Origin of the sequence: Thalassovita mediterranea, assembly GCF_001458435.1 — a bacterium.
Lineage (GTDB): Bacteria > Pseudomonadota > Alphaproteobacteria > Rhodobacterales > Rhodobacteraceae > Thalassobius > Thalassobius mediterraneus.
In genome coordinates this window covers 231,986-247,914 of the sequence record NZ_CYSF01000001.1, presented here as the reverse complement: position 1 = coordinate 247,914, position 15,929 = coordinate 231,986, and the positions used below count along the sequence as shown (strand labels likewise).

Below are 15,929 nucleotides of genomic sequence, written 5' to 3'. Positions count from 1 at the left end.
CGTGTTTTGAAATTTTATAACCCAGCAGTCGCAGCATTTACCTATAACTCCGCGCTGCACTCGCGAAATAGATGGTCGATCGAGTTCGCATAAAACACCAAAATATTACGCTTTTCCTCAACGATTTGGACTTTTTCGTCCTGCACAATGACGACGCCGCGGCCCTCGAGCAGCGCGATAGATTGTTGCACGGCCAAGCTGGTGCGACGTCGCGGCAAGTAAATGTTACGCTCTGGCAAATTCGCCATGGCACGATCCAAACGCGCCTCTAACGTCGGCAAATCAACACCATCCCCTTGGGTTTGCAGCAGGTAAGCGATCAGTGGCACCGGCAGCACAGGCATATCCCTAGATATTTGCCCCATTAGCCCATCCGCCAAGGCCTGCACATCGCCACCGAAGTCATTCAGCGAAATCGGGTCACCAAACCGCACGGCCGCATTGCCATAGCGACTGCGCCGTTCGCGGCGCCCAACCCACCAAACTTTTAGTGCCCCCCAGAAGACCCGCCGGAACTTAACACGGAAACTCCCTCGCCCGGCCGTTTGCGCAGCGATCAGCACCTCATCTTCCAACAAGCGATCATAGTTCATCGCCACCGGCACAAAGATCACGTCACGGTCGCCATCAACGTGGGCATCATAGATATATTTCAGAATCCCCAGCCGTGCCTTGGCCAGACGGGCATCCAATGTCAGACGGCCTTCGGGGAATACGGCCTGCGTCACCCCAGCATGGGTGGCCTGCTCCACGTATTTTTCCAGCACCTGCCGATAGAGATCATTACCATCGCGACGACGAATAAAATAAGCACCCATCGCACGCACGAGCGGTCCCAGCGGCCAGCCCCGCGCCCATTCCCCGACCGCGTAGGACAATGCCCCGTTGCGCGATGCTAGGAACGTGAGCAGCACATAATCCATGTTGGACCTGTGGTTTGACACCAGCACAACGGTGGCATTCGGATCCAGCTCATCAATCTTTTGCAGATCACGGTTCAGCACCCGCACGCGATAGAAACTGCGACTAACCAGTTCCGCAATGCGCGACCCCAAACGGAAATAAGTCCATGCGCTGAAGGCGGGCACGATCTCACGCGCGTAGCTACGCGCCTTTTCAAAGGCCACGGCCTCTGGCACCCCGTTCTTTTTGGCATAGGTCGATACAGCCTGCGACACCTCAGGGTCATAGATCAGACGTTCGATCATGTCATAGCGTCGCGCCAGCTTGAACGGTTGGATCGGTCGGCTCAGGCGCGTGTTTAACTGCGCAACCAAACGCTCCATCCGCTTGCGGAAAAACCAGCGAACCGAGGGAAACAGAAAGTGGGAGGCAAAAGTCACCGCCGCAAATCCAAGGAGCAAAACCAGCGCCCAGAGCGGCATTTCAACGCTACGTGTCATGGCGGCACAATGCCGCGAAACCTCGTCGGGGTAAATGGCCGTCATGCAGGCTTGGCAATTGCAGCGCAGCAATTTGTGACGCTGCGATGCGGCGAATTGACAAGGTTGTATTATTCCACGTATCTATTTCACGACGAAATATTATTGCCGATGTGATTCATCCCATCCAGCGAGTGAGGAGAGGCCCATGACCGAGACCACCCAAGAGCGCCAGAAAGACCGCCCCTGGCTGATCCGTACCTACGCAGGTCACTCCACCGCCAAGGCATCAAACGCGCTTTATCGCTCCAACCTGCAAAAGGGTCAGACCGGCCTGTCCGTCGCCTTCGACCTGCCGACGCAGACCGGTTATGACAGCGACCACGTTCTGTCGCGCGGTGAGGTGGGCAAGGTGGGCGTGCCCGTATGTCACTTGGGCGACATGCGCACCCTGTTTGACCAGATCCCGCTGGAACAGATGAACACCTCGATGACGATCAACGCGACCGCGCCTTGGCTGTTGTCGCTATATATCGCAGTGGCCGAGGAACAGGGCGCCGATGTCTCGAAACTGCAGGGCACCGTTCAAAACGACCTGATCAAGGAATACCTGAGCCGCGGCACTTATATTTGCCCGCCCAAACCCTCGCTCAAGATGATCGCGGATGTGGCCGAATACTGCTACACCAACGTGCCCAAATGGAACCCGATGAACGTCTGTTCCTACCACCTGCAAGAGGCGGGTGCGACACCGGAACAGGAACTGTCCTTTGCACTGGCGACCGCGATTGCGGTTCTGGACGCGCTGAAACCGCGCGTCGCGCCTGAGGATTTCCCTGCGCTTTGCGGCCGTATCTCCTTCTTTGTGAACGCGGGCATCCGGTTTGTGACCGAGATGTGTAAAATGCGCGCGTTTGTTGATCTGTGGGACGAAATTCTGGTGGAACGCTATGGCGTGACCGACGCGAAATCCCGCCGCTTCCGCTATGGGGTTCAGGTGAACTCCCTCGGGCTGACGGAACAGCAGCCAGAAAACAACGTTTACCGTATCCTGATCGAAATGCTGGCCGTGACCCTGTCGAAAAAGGCCCGCGCCCGCGCCGTCCAGCTGCCCGCATGGAACGAAGCACTGGGTCTGCCGCGTCCCTGGGATCAGCAGTGGTCGATGCGGATGCAGCAAATCATGGCCTATGAAACCGACCTGTTGGAATATGATGACCTGTTCGACAACAACCCTGCCGTTGACCGCAAGGTTGAAGAGCTGAAAGCAGGCGCGCGTGCTGAACTGGCCAACCTTGATTCCATGGGCGGCGCGATTAGTGCGATCGACTACATGAAAGGCCGTCTGGTGGAATCCAACGCCGACCGTCTGAACCGGATTGAGGCAGGCGAAACCGTCGTTGTAGGTGTGAACAAATGGACCCAAGGCGAGCCCTCGCCGTTGATGACCGGCGATGGCGGCATCATGGTTGTGGATCCAGCGGTTGAGGCGGAACAGATCGAACGTCTCACCGAATGGAAAGAGGAGCGTGATCAGGACGCGGTAGAACAAGCGCTGAAAGCGCTGCGCGCAGCCGCCGAAGCGGGCGACAACATCATGCCTGCGTCGATCGCTGCGGCCAAGGTTGGTGTAACCACCGGCGAATGGGCCGCCCAGATGCGCAAGGTGCATGGCGAATACCGTGGCCCGACCGGCGTGTCGAAGTCGGTCAGCAACAAAACCGCAGGCCTCGACGATATCCGCGAAGCGGTGGACTTGGTCAGCGACAAGCTGGGTCGCCGTCTGAAATTCCTGGTGGGCAAACCCGGCCTCGACGGGCATTCCAACGGTGCCGAACAAATCGCCTTCCGTGCCCGCGACTGCGGCATGGATATCGACTATGAAGGCATCCGCCTGACGCCCGAAGAACTGGTCACCGCCGCACAAGAGAAGCAGGCGCACGTCGTGGGCCTGTCCATCCTGTCCGGGTCCCACATGCCGCTGGTCGAGGATCTGCTGGAGCGCATGAAAGCCGCAGGCCTTGGCCATATTCCGGTGATTGTCGGCGGCATCATCCCCGACGCAGATGCCGAACGCCTGCTGGCGCAGGGTGTTGCACGGGTCTACACGCCCAAGGACTTTGAACTGAACGCCATCATGCGCGATGTAGTCGCGCTGGTTGATCCAACCGCAGTTGCGGCTGAGTAAGCCCCTTCAAACCCACAGTATCAAAACGCCCCCACGGGGGCGTTTTTTATGGCGGAACGGTCTGCAAACAGCGCGCGCGTCTTGACCAACCCGCCGCATTCTCGGCAGGCTGCGCAGCAATCAACACTGTGAAAGCTGCGCCATGACACTGACCATTCGCCCCCTCACCGCTGCCGATCAGGCCGACTGGCGCCGCCTATGGACCGCCTATCTGGATTTTTACGAAAGCACCGTGCCCGAAGAGGTCTATGAAACCACCTTCTCCCGCCTGATTGATCCCGAACGTACACAGCAACACGGATTGATCGCGCTGCTGGATGGCACGCCTGTAGGGCTGGTTCATTACATCTATCACGCGCACAATTGGCAGATCGAAGACAGCTGTTACCTACAGGACCTCTACGCTGATCCAAGCGTGCGGGGTCAGGGCATTGGCCGCGCGCTGATCGAAGCGGTCTATAAAGCAGCGGATGACAACGGCACGCCAAAGGTCTACTGGATGACGCAGGAGTTTAACCAAACAGCGCGTCAGCTCTATGACCGTATCGCGCAGCTGACGCCCTTTATAAAATACAGCCGATAGGAGCTGAGAGAGACATGACAGTACATATTGGTGCAAAACCTGGCGAGATTGCAGAAACCGTTCTGATGCCGGGCGACCCCTACCGTGCCCGCTGGGCGGCAGAGACGTTTCTGGACGACGCCGTTTTGGTGAACGAAGTGCGCGGCATGCTGGGCTTCACCGGCACCTACAAGGGCAACCGCGTCACCATCCAAGGGTCGGGCATGGGCATGCCATCCTTTTCGATCTACGCCAATGAGCTGATCCGCAACTACGGCGCCAAGACGCTGATCCGCATCGGGTCCTGCGGCGGCATGCAGGACAAGGTGAAAGTGCGCGACGTGATCATCGCGATGACCGCCAGCACACTCAACAGCCCCTCGAGCGGCATGTTCAAAGAGCTGAACTTCGCCCCCTGCGCCGACTGGTCGCTGCTGAAGGCAGCCGTTGAAGCGGCAGAGGCGAAAGAGGTCGGCACCCACGTCGGCGGCATCTATTCGTCCGATGTGTTCTATTCCGAACGCCCTGATCTGGACAAGGAAATGACCCGCCACGGCATTCTGGGCGTCGAGATGGAAGCGGCTGAACTTTACAACCTCGCCGCCCGCTACGGCGTGCGCGGTCTGGCGGTTCTGACCGTATCGGACCACCTACTGACCGGCGAAGCCCTGCCGTCTGAGGATCGCGAAAAGACCTTCGGCGATATGGTCGAGATCGCGCTGGAAGCGGCGTTTGCCTAAGATAAGCGCTAGGACAAAATAGCGGAACGCCAGCCGCAGGGCTGGCGTTTTGCGTTGAGGGTCGGTCACGAACCGGCTCAATTCGTGAACCGGAAAGATTGGCGGTTACCGCCCGTGGCTACGATCATACCCGTTGACCGGCGGGCTGGCCCAATCACCAAGCGCGCCCTCAGCGGGGGCAAACACCTCAACCAGTAGCGGGTAACACGCCGCCTGATCCGACGAATGCACTGTGGAACAATCCCCGCCCGGACAGGCCGACAAAACGCCCAGCACATCAATTTCGGCAAACATCTCCAGATAATCACCGGGGCGTACGGGGCTGGCCTTCATAAAATACTGGCCGGTGTCGCGGGTGAAGCCAGTACACATGAACACGTTCAGCACATCATGCACCGCCCGCTCCGCCTCATCCAGTGACAGGTCTGCATGATCCGCCAAAGCACGGGTCAAGTTCGAGTGACAGCAATAATGATACTGCCCGCCACTCAGCAGATTGTTGGTGTAGGGATCACAGCGCGTGCCGATCACATCATGAACGGAACCACCAAACTCATCCATGCCGTACCAGCCCAGCGTATCCTCGATAATCGTTGCCATAGGGCGCAGATACGGGTGGCAGGACCACATGCGATCACCCGTGGTGATATGGGTGCGATGTAGGGCGCGTGTCTTGCCGGAATAGAACCGCTCTGTCAGATCATTGGCGTTAAACAGGTTCAGATCCCCCACCTGCGGCCCCTCAATCGACGAGATGCGGAAAAACTGCCCCGCCTTCGCAGTAAAACTGGCCGCATCGCGGGGCTGCACCACCACCTCATCCACCTTCACAGCCGTAGCGCGGGCCGCGCGGTAGAGCGACAAGTCCGGCGCAGGCAGGGTTTCCACCGGATAGCAAATCACCGGCTGCACGGCGCGGCGCGCCTCTGCATCATTGGGGGGAGTGGTCATGAAACACCTCTTTGTTGGCAGTGCTCACAGACTGGGCGGCGGCACCTTCTTTGCGCAGAGTTTTGGCGGCTTCCCATCATTTGTAAAGCGGATCTCGCCACAGACAGCACAGCGATAAAACCGTTGCCCGTTCTGATCCCGTGCGCGATCCATCCGCCACTTGCACTGACGCGTCTGGCGGTTGCCAAACAGCAGCATCAAAACAAAGGCGAGGATGAGGCCAACGATGATAATCATAGGCCATGATCTGCCAGAGCAGCCGCCGTCGCGAAAGCCCTAAACCGCGCGTCCTGCTGCCCGGCCCGAAAAGATGCAGCCGCCAAGGAATGTCCCCTCCAGCGCGTTATAGCCGTGATAGCCACCACCACCAAAACCGGCCACCTCACCTGCTGCGAACAATCCGTCAAACACGCTGCCATCCGGGCGCAACACGCGGGATTGCAAATCGGTGTGCAATCCGCCCAGCGACTTGCGCGTCAGAATGTTCAGCCGCACCGCGATCAACGGGCCCGCGGCGGGGTCAAGAATGCGGTGTGGTTTCGCAGTACGCACCAGCCGGTCGCCGCGATACTGACGCGCCTGCCGGATGGCATTGATCTGCGCATCCTTGGCAAAGGGATTGTCGATCTGCGCGTCCCGCGCGGTAATCTGATCCCGCAAACCCGCCAGATCCAGCGGCGCCTCTGGCGTGATCCGGTTCATGCCTGCGACCAGCTCTTCCAGCGTGTCAGCAACAACGAAGTCCTCGCCATGAGATTTGAACGCCTCCACCTCCGGCGTGGCCTTTTTGTTCAGCACCCGCGCTTTGATCACCTCGGCCCATTTGCCAGAGGTGAAATCATGGTTTTGCTCACTGCCCGACAGGGCGAACTCTTTCTTGATGATCTTCTGCGTCAGGATGAACCAGCTGTGTTCATGCCCTGTGGACAGGATCCGTTTCAACGTCGATAGCGTGTCGAACCCTGGCAGCGCGGGCGCCTGCATCCGTTGGCCCAACGCATCAAACCATAGTGAGGATGGGCCTGGCAGCACGCGAATGCCATGATTGGGCCAGATCGGATCCCAGTTGGCCAGACCTTCGGTATAATGCCACATGCGATCCTCATTGATCGCGGCTGCACCGGCGGCCTTGGCGATCTGCTGCATCTGGCCGTCCACATAATCAGGCACACCGGCCACCATGCGTTTGGGCGCAGGCCCCAATCTGTCCACCGGCCAGTTCTGGCGCACCTGATCATGATTGCCGCCAATCCCGCCAGAGGTCACGATAACCGCCCCCGCGCGCTGTTCAAATTGGCGGATCACCTCACAATTGGTCGACCGACCACGATCGGCGCGATCCTCTGCCAGCACATCCCCGTGCACACCAACACAAGCGCCGTTTTCAACGATCAAGCCGCTGACGCGGTGGCGAAAGCCCAAGGTAATCCGCCCCTCTGCCACCGCTTGCTGCACCAGTCGGACAAAGGGCGCCAAAACACCCGGCCCCGTGCCCCATGTGATGTGGAAACGCGGCACCGAATTGCCATGCCCCGATGCCAGCGCCCCACCGCGTTCAGCCCAGCCCACAACAGGAAACCAGCACATCCCGAGGGAGGTGAGCCAAGGCCGCATCTCACCTGCAGCAAACTCCAGATAGGCTTTGGCGACCTGACGGGGATTGTCATCCTCTGGCCGGTCAAACTGCGCACTGCCCATCCAATCGCTCAGCGCCAGATCGGCACTGTCACGAATACCCATGCGCCGTTGTTCGGGGGTATCGACCATGAACAGGCCGCCCAGCGACCAAAAGGCCTGTCCGCCTAGGCTTTGCTCGCCTTCCTGATCCAACAGCAAGACCTGCCGCCCACGCGCTGCCGCTTCGCTGGCCGCGACCAATCCTGCCAAACCGGCGCCTACAACGATGACATCAACCATCCGCTTTCCTCCCTTTTCTGAGGCTAAGCGGCGAGGGCGCCAGCCCCCAAGGGCGACCTTACGTAAGCCACAAATGCAAAAAGCGCCCCAAAGGGGACGCTTTCAGCAGGAACCATATCGTCGGATAGGTTTATGCAGCTGCGGCGTATTCGTAATATTCGACCGGCTCGTCCTCGGCTTTCACCAGAACGGGGGTGGGTGTGTAATATTCGAACGCCTGATCCAGCGCCTCAAGCGCCAATTCGGCTGCGGTCTTTTCAGTGCTTACTGCAATGCGTGCATCGGTCATCGGAGGCCCAATCATCTTATCGTTTCTGCGTCGCAGCATAGCTGAGTCGCAGTCCCAAGACGCCCCCCAATGCCCGAATGCCGCCATGCAGAAATTGCATATTTACCACGCGGCAAGAGAGCCCATCGCGATCACTTACCTTCCTCATAATGCGCTAGGAACATCGCAATACAGTCATCCAACACATCCTTTGGCGTTGGGTTTTGACCCAGAAAAAACTCCGGCCAGAAAAAGAAGTTTTTTACCAAAGCCAGCAACTGCCCTGTCGCCAGATCAGCATCACCTTGCCGCAGGACACCGGCAGTCATTGCTTCGCGGATCAGTTGGGTCACGGGGTAGTCATGTGCCGCGATTTCTGTAAAAAACTGCCGCGACCGGTCCAGATCACGGATCAATTCGGACATCACCATACGGTTCAGTCCAATTGTGGTCTCTTCGGTGATCACCTCAACGTAGCGCCAAAGCGCGTCTTTCAACTGTTCGGGAAACGCGCGCGTGGGATCGTAGGATACCGGTTCCATTCTGCCGTTTCGCTCGATCATGATTTCAGAAATTGCGGCAAACAATGCGTCTTTGCTGTCGAAATGATTGTAAAGCGTGCGACTCGAAACGTTGGCACGTTTGGCAATAGCCGTCGTTTTCGCCCCCAGAAATCCCTGTTCGCGGAACTCTTCGATCGCTGCGTCGATAATATCTTTTCTTTTCTTTTCAGTGCGTTTCACGACTAGCCCCGTCAAAAGTAAAATTTATTGTTTACATCAGGACGCCACCCGACATAAGTAAACCATACACTTTACTTTTCCTGAGTAAAACTCCTCCCGCCCCGAAAGGACCAAAAAGATGACATTCCAAACCCTGACCGCAGGAAAAAACTCGGTAACCTTCAAATCCTTTGGTGTTGATTTGGCCGCCGACCTCTATCTGCCCGAAGGTTTCGACCCGACACAAACCTACAAGGCCATCGTCGGCGCCAGCCCGTTCCCCCAGGTCAAAGATCAGATCCCAGCAACCTATGGCCCCGAAATGGCGGCACGTGGGTTCATCTACCTGGGCTTTGACTATCTCGGCATGGGCGACTCCCCTGCCCTGCCCGGTGAATTCAAGCAGTCCCGCTACATGTTCCGCCTGATCGAAAACACCTGGGATGCCGTGTCCTACCTTGGCACACTGCCGTTCGTTTCTGACATCTACGGCCTAGGCGTCTGTCAGGGGGGATCGATCATCGCGTCAGCCGCAGTGACCGATCACCGGATCAAGAAGATTGCGATGGTCTCTGGCATGATGGCGGCAGATGCGTTCCAATGGACGGACCGTGACATTGCCAATCAGGTGATTGCAGCCGCGAACGCCTCCATGCAGAAGCAATATGAGACCGGCGCCCCCGACTATGTCGCCCCCTTTGGCCTGAACGACGAAATGTCCCGCGAAGAGTTTGTTGGCGCGGCGGCTTATCCAGAAATGGCAGGCGAAACCTACGACTACTACGGTCGCGATGGCGCAAAAGGGCCGGTTGCTGTTGAAAACTTCACCAATATGCATATCGGCGACCAACCGATGCAGTCGCTCATTTCCATTGGTGAGGCATACGCGGACAAGATCACCCAGCCATCCCTGACCATCTATGGCACGAACGCATCGACCGCGCCTTGTTCGACCCAGTTTGTCGCCAAGCTGACCAACGAACACGAAGAACTGACTTTCGATGATTTCAGCCACGTCGATTTCTACTACAAGCCAGAGGCTGTCAAAGCATCAACCGATGCAGTTGCCGCGTTCTTTGCAGCCTAAGGTCAAAATGCTTACCGCAAACAAAAAGGCCCGCCAAACGGCGGGCCTTTCGTTTAATGCGTAGCGCAATTACACGGCGCGGTTCAGCTGCATCCGCTTGATTTCCGCAATTGCCTGTGCCGGGTTCAGACCCTTCGGGCAGGTTTTGGCACAGTTCATGATGGTGTGACAGCGGTACAGTTTGAACGGATCTTCAAGGTGATCCAGACGTTCGCCAGTGGCTTCGTCGCGGCTGTCAATGATCCAGCGGTAGGCGTGCAAGAGCGCTGCCGGGCCGAGATATTTGTCGCCGTTCCACCAGTAGCTGGGGCACGAGGTGGAGCAGCTTGCGCACATCACACACTCGTAGAGGCCGTCCAGTTTCTTGCGGTCCTCAATGGACTGCTTCCACTCTTTCGCAGGGCGGTTGGTTTTGGTTTCCAGCCACGGCATGATCGAGGCATGCTGCGCGTAGAAATGGGTCAGATCGGGGATCAGGTCCTTGACCACCGGCATGTGCGGCAGCGGGTAGATCTTGACCACGTCGGATTTCACCTCATCCATACCGTAGATACAGGCAAGGGTGTTGATGCCGTCGATGTTCATTGCGCAGGACCCACAGATCCCTTCACGACAAGAACGGCGGAAGGTCAGGGTGGGATCAATCTCGTTCTTGATCTTGATCAGCGCGTCCAAAATCATCGGACCGCACTTGTCCATATCGAGGAAGTAAGTGTCGACCCGGGGGTTTTCACCATCATCGGGGTTCCAGCGGTAGATCTGGAACTTGCGGATGTTGCTGGCACCGGTCGGCTTCGGCCAGGTTTTACCAACCTTAACCTTAGAGTTCTTGGGGAGCGTCAGCTGGACCATATTCGCTTCTCCTACTTAGTTGGTGCGGGGCACGCCCTGCACGGTTCTCATGTGTCGGGCGCATCGCCCTTGTTCAAATTGGCCCCGCCGCGCACGGGCGGAACCGAAATCTTTGCCACTACTTCAAGCAGTAAGCGGAACCGCCCTGCATGACCGAAGAGTTAACTGAGCAACCTGCCTGTGGCCGATACCCCCGGTTTTCCACCTTCGCGCTTTCGGGCGTGGTGTAAGCCGGTTCAACCGTAACCGCAGTCGCGTCACCGCCAACACGCGCCAGACAGGCCCGCAATTGCGACTCTCTGATGCCCCGGCTCAGGGCACGGGATGCGCTGGCGTATTGTTGACCTGCGGTCGTAACACGGCTCAGCTGGGCGGCTTTGCGTTCCTCGTAATGACATTCCTCAGGTGTTTGGGCCTGTGTCCAGGGATCTGCCATATCGGCACACCCCATCAGGCCAACACCTGCAACGCCAAGGATCGCAAAGCCAAACCGCATCAGAAGGTACGGGCCTTCGGCGCGATGGTCTTCAGGCTGATACCGCCTTCTGCCTCGGTGGTCAGCGGATCGGTGATCACCGGACGGAAGCTGAGGTCAACCTTGTCACCCTCAACATGTGCCACGGTGTGCACGCGCCAGTTTTCATCGTCACGCTCTGCGTAATCCTCATGAGCATGAGCACCGCGGCTTTCCTTACGCGCCTCTGCGCCAACGATCGTCGCCAGAGCGTTGGGCATCAGGTTGTCCAGTTCCAGCGTTTCCATCAGATCCGAGTTCCATACCAGCGAACGATCGGTGACCTTCAGGTCGCCCATCTTGCCGGCAATAGCGGTCATCTTCTCAACGCCCTCTTTCAAGGTTTTGTCGGTACGGAACACGGCTGCATCAGCCTGCATGGTGCGCTGCATTTCCAGACGCAGTTCAGCAGTCGGGATGCCACCTTTGGCGTTGCGCAGGTTGTCGAAGCGTTCAAATGCCTTGTCTACCGACGCCTGGTTCAGGGTCGGGTTCGGGGCATCTTTGTCAACAACCTGACCGGCACGGATCGACGCCGCGCGGCCAAAGACCACGAGGTCGATCAGCGAGTTGGAGCCCAAACGGTTTGCACCGTGAACCGAAGCACACCCCGCTTCACCCGCGGCCATCAGGCCAGGAACGATCGCAGTTGGGTCGTCCTTGGTTGGGTTCAGCACCTCACCCCAGTAGTTGGTGGGGATGCCGCCCATGTTGTAGTGAACCGTCGGCAGAACCGGGATCGGTTCTTTGGTCACATCAACACCAGCGAAGATCTTGGCCGATTCTGAGATACCCGGCAGACGCTCGGCCAGTGCCTCAGGCGGCAGGTGGCTGAGGTTCAGGTGGATGTGGTCGCCATGTTCGCCCACACCGCGACCTTCGCGGATTTCCATGGTCATCGAACGCGATACGTAGTCGCGCGGCGCCAGGTCTTTATAGTTAGGTGCGTAACGCTCCATGAAGCGTTCGCCTTCGGAGTTGGTCAGATAACCACCTTCACCACGGGCACCTTCGGTGATCAGACAGCCCGAACCATAGATGCCGGTCGGGTGGAACTGAACGAATTCCATATCCTGAAGAGCCAGACCCGCGCGGGCCACCATACCGCCACCGTCACCGGTGCAGGTGTGCGCCGAAGTGGCGGAGAAATAGGCACGGCCATAACCACCCGTCGCCAGCACAACCATTTTGGCGTTGAAGACGTGCATGGTGCCGTCGTCCAGCTTCCAGCAGACAACGCCCTGACACTGGCCGTCTTCGGACATGATCAGATCGATGGCGAAATATTCGATGTAGAACTCTGCGTTGTTCTTCAGCGACTGACCGTAAAGGGTGTGCAGGATCGCGTGACCGGTACGGTCTGCCGCGGCACAGGTCCGCTGTACGGGCGGGCCTTCACCAAATTCGGTGGTGTGGCCACCGAACGGACGCTGGTAGATCTTGCCTTCTTCAGTACGCGAAAAGGGCACGCCGTAGTGTTCCAGCTCATAAACCGCTTTGGGCGCTTCACGGGCGAGGTATTCCATCGCGTCGGTATCGCCCAACCAGTCAGACCCTTTGACGGTGTCATACATGTGCCACTGCCAGCTGTCCGGGCCCATGTTGCCCAGCGATGCGGCGATGCCGCCCTGTGCTGCAACAGTGTGGCTACGGGTCGGGAAAACCTTGGTCACACATGCGGTGCGCAGGCCCTGTTCGGCCATGCCCAGCGTCGCACGCAGACCGGCGCCACCGGCGCCAACGACCACGACGTCATATTCGTGGGTTTCGTATTCGTATGCTGCCATTGTTTTTTTCCTTACAGCGCGATCTTGGCCAGCGCGAACAGACCAAATGCGGTCAGCGCGTAGGACAGGCCGATTGCGAACATGATTGCGACCTTACGGGCGGTACCCTGCAGGTAGTCCTCGATCATCATCTGCGCACCTTTGGCAAAGTGACGCAGGCCGACCAGCAGGACCAAAGCGGTCAGAACTGCCGGAACCGGACGCGAGAATGTTGCAATCACTTCTTCATGCGTGCTGCCCAGTGCAGAGCCAAAGATCAGCATGAAAATGGGCATCATAACAGCCAGGCCAACAGCGCTGACGGTCATGTACCAATGATGTTCGGTCCCAGTGTGGGAGGCGCCTTTGCCTTCGGCGCGCTTACGGGCGGTTAGGTAACGCATCGTTTTGCTCCGTTAGACAAGGATGATGGTGATGATAGTCAGGACAACAGACCCGATCAGACAGGCCCAGCCCAGCTTCTCGGCGGTCGGAATATCCAGACCTTTACCCGCATCGAAATACAGGTGACGCAGACCGGCCAGGTAGTGATACCACATGCCCAGCGCCGACAGGCTGAACACCAGATCGCCAAACCAGGAGGTCAGAACAGCGTTTGCGGTTGCGTAATACTCTTCGCCCGTTGCCGCCGCCAGCAGCCACCAGACAACCAAGAAAGCGGTGATCACCAGCGCGTTGCCGGTGATGCGTGTCAGGATGGACGTGATGGAGGTCAGCTGGGGACGATAGATTTGAATGTGCGGGGAAAGAGGGCGTTCAACCCGTTTCACATCAGCCATATCAGATCCTTTCAGGGTTCCCTTGCTTGGCTACTTTCATAGCGGATTTTACATATATGTCACGACGTAGGGACGTCGCAGCCGTGCGAATAGTTTAACAAATTTGCGATTTTCTGCATTTTGTGATCACACACCCGCAAAGAGTGATCACAAAGTCTTTCCTAATAATTTCTGTCGGGATTTTTGTTTGATTCTGCGCGCCACAACGCAACCTGCAGCCGTTATCGCAATCATTTTGCTCCGAAAAAATGCAAACGCCCCGCTCGAAAACGGGGCGCTTGCGACCATTCATCGATCATTTCCGATCTGCCTGTTTGCGTGATCACAACAAACAGGGTGACAGTCATCACTGCGGGATCAGCGCCCAGTAGTCCAGATCCAGCAGAACCTCAGGCTTGTACTTGCCGTCTTCGCCTTTCAGATCAAAGGGTTCGCCGCCTTTGGTTGCCACCAGACGTAAACGGATCGCACCAACACCGGGTGCAGGCGTATCCGCCTTATCCAAAACCTCGGTCCAGGCTTTCACTGTGTCGCCCGAGAAGCAGGGGTTCGCGTGCGCGCCGCCGTTCAGGCCGACGATCATCTGCGCGTTGGCCAGACCGTTGAAGGACAGGGTGCGCGCCATCGAGATGATGTGACCACCGTAGATCAGACGCTGACCATTGGGGCGGAAGGTGGCGTCGAAGTGTACCTTGGCGGTGTTCTGCCACAGGCGGGTGGCCATCATATGCTCCGCCTCTTCAATGGTGACGCCATCAACGTGGTCGATCTTCTCGCCCACCTCATAGTCGCCCCAGCGATGCGGTTCACCGGCCTGATCGAAATCGTAGTTGCTGAAATCCAGACCTTCGGGAACCACCAGATCTTCGGCAGGGATGACCTGTTTTAGATCGGGGATCACAGTTTCGGGTGCGGGCAGATCCTGATCCTTTTTGCGCACCATAACCCAGCGCACATATTCCATGACCACTTCGCCCATCTGGTTGAAGCCGCGGGTTTTCACCCACACCACACCGGATTTCCCGTTGGAGTTCTGCTTAAGGCCGATCACCTCGGACACCGATCGCAGGGTATCACCGGGAAACACCGGCTTCAGCCAGCGCCCTTCGGCATAGCCGAGGTTCGCAACAGCGTTCAGCGATACATCCGGCACGGTTTTGCCAAAGACCACGTGGAAGGCCGCCAGATCGTCCAGCGGACTGCCTTCCAACCCGCAGTCACGCGCAAATTCATCCGAGGAGTAGAGCGCATGCCGCGCCGGATAAAGCGCGTGATACAGCGCGCGCTCCCCCTCTGCGACGGTGCGCGGCACCGCGTGGACGAGGATATCGCCCAGTTTGTAATCCTCAAAAAAGCGGCCTGCGTTGGTCTTTGCCATTGTGCTTACTGAGCTCCCAGTTTGATGTCAGGTGTGTAGGTGCCGTCGACCTCTTTCACCACGGCCTGCCCGCACCGCATCACCCCGTTTGCCGCGTCAAAGGCATAGGTGGGGGAACCGTGTAGTTCCCAGCCTTTGTTCAGCGCGTCGGTGACTTTGTGGCAGAAGGCCGATGTGTCGTCTTCGGTCAGCATCCGATAAAGTTTCATGTGTCTTTCCTCATCCAAACCAGCTTAGCCAAACGGGTTATAGCCCAGCAGAATATGCACAGTCGCCATAACACCAAACACGATCACGGTGCCAACCAGCGCGCGGATCTCTTTGGCGACAGGGTAGCTATCCTCCGGCGCGGGACGCGGTTCGGCGCGGTTGATCACGATCACCTCAACCACCGCCCAGGCCAGCAGACCGCCGAACAGGATGAACGAGGGCGTATCGCCATTCACAATCAGGTGCCCCAGCGCCCAGACCTTCACTGCGGTCAGCTGCGGGTGGCGGATCACCTTGGTGATGCGGGTTTTCAGACCCGACGCGGCGAACAGATAAACCGCAAACAGCACCAGCAGGTTGTTGATGCCCGCCAGCATCGGGCTACGGCCCCAGAAAAACGCGCCATCCGCCGCGCGATAACCGATGACCATCAAAACGATGGATAGGATGAGCAATAGAGCGATCGGACCTTTGCCCTTTTCGCCCAGTTTTGCACGCGCCTCAGGCGCCAGCCGTTTGAAGAGGTGTGTACCGCTCCAGAGGAGCACGCCCAGAATAAGCCAAATCATAAGTTGCCTCCGTATATACGTGG

17 protein-coding genes are annotated in these 15,929 nt (G+C 58.0%); 4 read left to right on the top strand and 13 right to left on the bottom strand.

The window, feature by feature from the left end; all coding sequences use genetic code 11:
* Positions 1–41: 41 nt before the first annotated feature.
* Positions 42–1,448, bottom strand: coding sequence for a 1-acyl-sn-glycerol-3-phosphate acyltransferase (locus TM5383_RS01245; RefSeq protein ID WP_231724982.1), 1,407 nt, complete (start codon positions 1,446–1,448; stop codon positions 42–44).
* A gap of 142 nt (positions 1,449–1,590) precedes the next feature.
* Between TM5383_RS01245 and TM5383_RS01240 the strand changes: the two genes are divergently transcribed.
* From TM5383_RS01240 to deoD, 3 genes are all read left to right on the top strand, one after another.
* Positions 1,591–3,570: an ethylmalonyl-CoA mutase gene (locus TM5383_RS01240; protein ID WP_058317228.1), complete on the top strand. Its 1,980-nt coding sequence runs from the start codon at positions 1,591–1,593 to the stop codon at positions 3,568–3,570.
* Positions 3,571–3,712: 142 nt separating this feature from the next.
* Positions 3,713–4,153: a GNAT family N-acetyltransferase gene (locus tag TM5383_RS01235; RefSeq protein WP_058317227.1), complete on the top strand. Its 441-nt coding sequence runs from the start codon at positions 3,713–3,715 to the stop codon at positions 4,151–4,153.
* Positions 4,154–4,167: 14 nt separating this feature from the next.
* Positions 4,168–4,872 (top strand): purine-nucleoside phosphorylase, encoded by a 705-nt coding sequence (deoD, locus tag TM5383_RS01230; protein ID WP_058317226.1) that lies wholly within the window; start codon positions 4,168–4,170, stop codon positions 4,870–4,872.
* A 105-nt stretch (positions 4,873–4,977) separates the two neighbouring features.
* Here the strand turns inward: deoD and TM5383_RS01225 are convergent, their stop codons facing one another.
* The 4 genes from TM5383_RS01225 to TM5383_RS01210 all read right to left on the bottom strand — a co-directional run bounded on the left by TM5383_RS01225 (position 4,978) and on the right by TM5383_RS01210 (position 8,751).
* On the bottom strand, positions 4,978–5,823 hold the full coding sequence (locus tag TM5383_RS01225; protein WP_058317225.1) for an urea carboxylase-associated family protein: 846 nt from the start codon (positions 5,821–5,823) through the stop codon (positions 4,978–4,980).
* Between the two features lie 276 nt (positions 5,824–6,099).
* On the bottom strand, positions 6,100–7,740 hold the full coding sequence (locus TM5383_RS01215; protein WP_058317223.1) for an FAD-binding dehydrogenase: 1,641 nt from the start codon (positions 7,738–7,740) through the stop codon (positions 6,100–6,102).
* Positions 7,741–7,870: 130 nt separating this feature from the next.
* Positions 7,871–8,029, bottom strand: a complete 159-nt coding sequence (locus TM5383_RS16665) for a hypothetical protein (protein WP_156415718.1) — start codon at positions 8,027–8,029, stop codon at positions 7,871–7,873.
* Between the two features lie 131 nt (positions 8,030–8,160).
* Complete coding sequence (locus TM5383_RS01210; protein WP_058317222.1) at positions 8,161–8,751, bottom strand: TetR/AcrR family transcriptional regulator; 591 nt, start codon at positions 8,749–8,751, stop codon at positions 8,161–8,163.
* 118 nt (positions 8,752–8,869) lie between these two features.
* On the opposite strand from TM5383_RS01210, the gene TM5383_RS01205 reads away from it, so the two are divergent.
* On the top strand, positions 8,870–9,817 hold the full coding sequence (locus tag TM5383_RS01205; protein WP_058317221.1) for an alpha/beta hydrolase: 948 nt from the start codon (positions 8,870–8,872) through the stop codon (positions 9,815–9,817).
* 69 nt (positions 9,818–9,886) lie between these two features.
* Here TM5383_RS01205 and TM5383_RS01200 read toward each other — a convergent pair whose 3' ends face one another.
* The 8 genes from TM5383_RS01200 to TM5383_RS01165 all read right to left on the bottom strand — a co-directional run bounded on the left by TM5383_RS01200 (position 9,887) and on the right by TM5383_RS01165 (position 15,906).
* Positions 9,887–10,669, bottom strand: a complete 783-nt coding sequence (locus tag TM5383_RS01200; RefSeq protein ID WP_058317220.1) for a succinate dehydrogenase iron-sulfur subunit — start codon at positions 10,667–10,669, stop codon at positions 9,887–9,889.
* A gap of 118 nt (positions 10,670–10,787) precedes the next feature.
* Complete coding sequence (locus TM5383_RS01195; protein WP_058317219.1) at positions 10,788–11,165, bottom strand: hypothetical protein; 378 nt, start codon at positions 11,163–11,165, stop codon at positions 10,788–10,790.
* A complete protein-coding gene (gene sdhA, locus TM5383_RS01190; protein WP_058317218.1) occupies positions 11,165–12,970 on the bottom strand; it encodes a succinate dehydrogenase flavoprotein subunit in 1,806 nt (601 codons plus the stop codon). The genes TM5383_RS01195 and sdhA overlap by 1 nt, the downstream gene beginning before the upstream one ends.
* 11 nt (positions 12,971–12,981) lie before the next feature.
* Positions 12,982–13,353 carry a succinate dehydrogenase, hydrophobic membrane anchor protein gene (gene sdhD, locus TM5383_RS01185; protein WP_058317217.1) on the bottom strand — a complete coding sequence of 124 codons (372 nt, stop codon included), beginning with the start codon at positions 13,351–13,353 and terminating at the stop codon, positions 12,982–12,984.
* Positions 13,354–13,365: 12 nt separating this feature from the next.
* On the bottom strand, positions 13,366–13,749 hold the full coding sequence (gene sdhC / locus TM5383_RS01180; protein WP_058317216.1) for a succinate dehydrogenase, cytochrome b556 subunit: 384 nt from the start codon (positions 13,747–13,749) through the stop codon (positions 13,366–13,368).
* A gap of 346 nt (positions 13,750–14,095) precedes the next feature.
* Positions 14,096–15,127 carry a MaoC family dehydratase gene (locus TM5383_RS01175; protein WP_058317215.1) on the bottom strand — a complete coding sequence of 344 codons (1,032 nt, stop codon included), beginning with the start codon at positions 15,125–15,127 and terminating at the stop codon, positions 14,096–14,098.
* A gap of 5 nt (positions 15,128–15,132) precedes the next feature.
* Positions 15,133–15,336, bottom strand: a complete 204-nt coding sequence (locus TM5383_RS01170; protein WP_058317214.1) for a DUF1737 domain-containing protein — start codon at positions 15,334–15,336, stop codon at positions 15,133–15,135.
* A 24-nt stretch (positions 15,337–15,360) separates the two neighbouring features.
* A complete protein-coding gene (locus TM5383_RS01165) occupies positions 15,361–15,906 on the bottom strand; it encodes an NnrU family protein (protein WP_058317213.1) in 546 nt (181 codons plus the stop codon).
* Between the last annotated feature and the right edge of the window lie 23 nt (positions 15,907–15,929).

What these genes read in the sequence shown, in the direction of transcription:
- TM5383_RS01245 (WP_231724982.1), bottom strand. Translation starts at nt 1,448, where the DNA reads ATGACGGCCATTTACCCCGACGAGGTTTCGCGGCATTGTGCCGCCATG.
- TM5383_RS01240 (WP_058317228.1), top strand. Translation starts at nt 1,591, where the DNA reads ATGACCGAGACCACCCAAGAGCGCCAGAAAGACCGCCCCTGGCTGATC.
- TM5383_RS01235 (WP_058317227.1), top strand. Translation starts at nt 3,713, where the DNA reads ATGACACTGACCATTCGCCCCCTCACCGCTGCCGATCAGGCCGACTGG.
- deoD (WP_058317226.1), top strand. Translation starts at nt 4,168, where the DNA reads ATGACAGTACATATTGGTGCAAAACCTGGCGAGATTGCAGAAACCGTT.
- TM5383_RS01225 (WP_058317225.1), bottom strand. Translation starts at nt 5,823, where the DNA reads ATGACCACTCCCCCCAATGATGCAGAGGCGCGCCGCGCCGTGCAGCCG.
- TM5383_RS01215 (WP_058317223.1), bottom strand. Translation starts at nt 7,740, where the DNA reads ATGGTTGATGTCATCGTTGTAGGCGCCGGTTTGGCAGGATTGGTCGCG.
- TM5383_RS16665 (WP_156415718.1), bottom strand. Translation starts at nt 8,029, where the DNA reads ATGACCGATGCACGCATTGCAGTAAGCACTGAAAAGACCGCAGCCGAA.
- TM5383_RS01205 (WP_058317221.1), top strand. Translation starts at nt 8,870, where the DNA reads ATGACATTCCAAACCCTGACCGCAGGAAAAAACTCGGTAACCTTCAAA.
- TM5383_RS01200 (WP_058317220.1), bottom strand. Translation starts at nt 10,669, where the DNA reads ATGGTCCAGCTGACGCTCCCCAAGAACTCTAAGGTTAAGGTTGGTAAA.
- TM5383_RS01195 (WP_058317219.1), bottom strand. Translation starts at nt 11,165, where the DNA reads ATGCGGTTTGGCTTTGCGATCCTTGGCGTTGCAGGTGTTGGCCTGATG.
- sdhA (WP_058317218.1), bottom strand. Translation starts at nt 12,970, where the DNA reads ATGGCAGCATACGAATACGAAACCCACGAATATGACGTCGTGGTCGTT.
- sdhD (WP_058317217.1), bottom strand. Translation starts at nt 13,353, where the DNA reads ATGCGTTACCTAACCGCCCGTAAGCGCGCCGAAGGCAAAGGCGCCTCC.
- sdhC (WP_058317216.1), bottom strand. Translation starts at nt 13,749, where the DNA reads ATGGCTGATGTGAAACGGGTTGAACGCCCTCTTTCCCCGCACATTCAA.
- TM5383_RS01175 (WP_058317215.1), bottom strand. Translation starts at nt 15,127, where the DNA reads ATGGCAAAGACCAACGCAGGCCGCTTTTTTGAGGATTACAAACTGGGC.
- TM5383_RS01170 (WP_058317214.1), bottom strand. Translation starts at nt 15,336, where the DNA reads ATGAAACTTTATCGGATGCTGACCGAAGACGACACATCGGCCTTCTGC.
- TM5383_RS01165 (WP_058317213.1), bottom strand. Translation starts at nt 15,906, where the DNA reads ATGATTTGGCTTATTCTGGGCGTGCTCCTCTGGAGCGGTACACACCTC.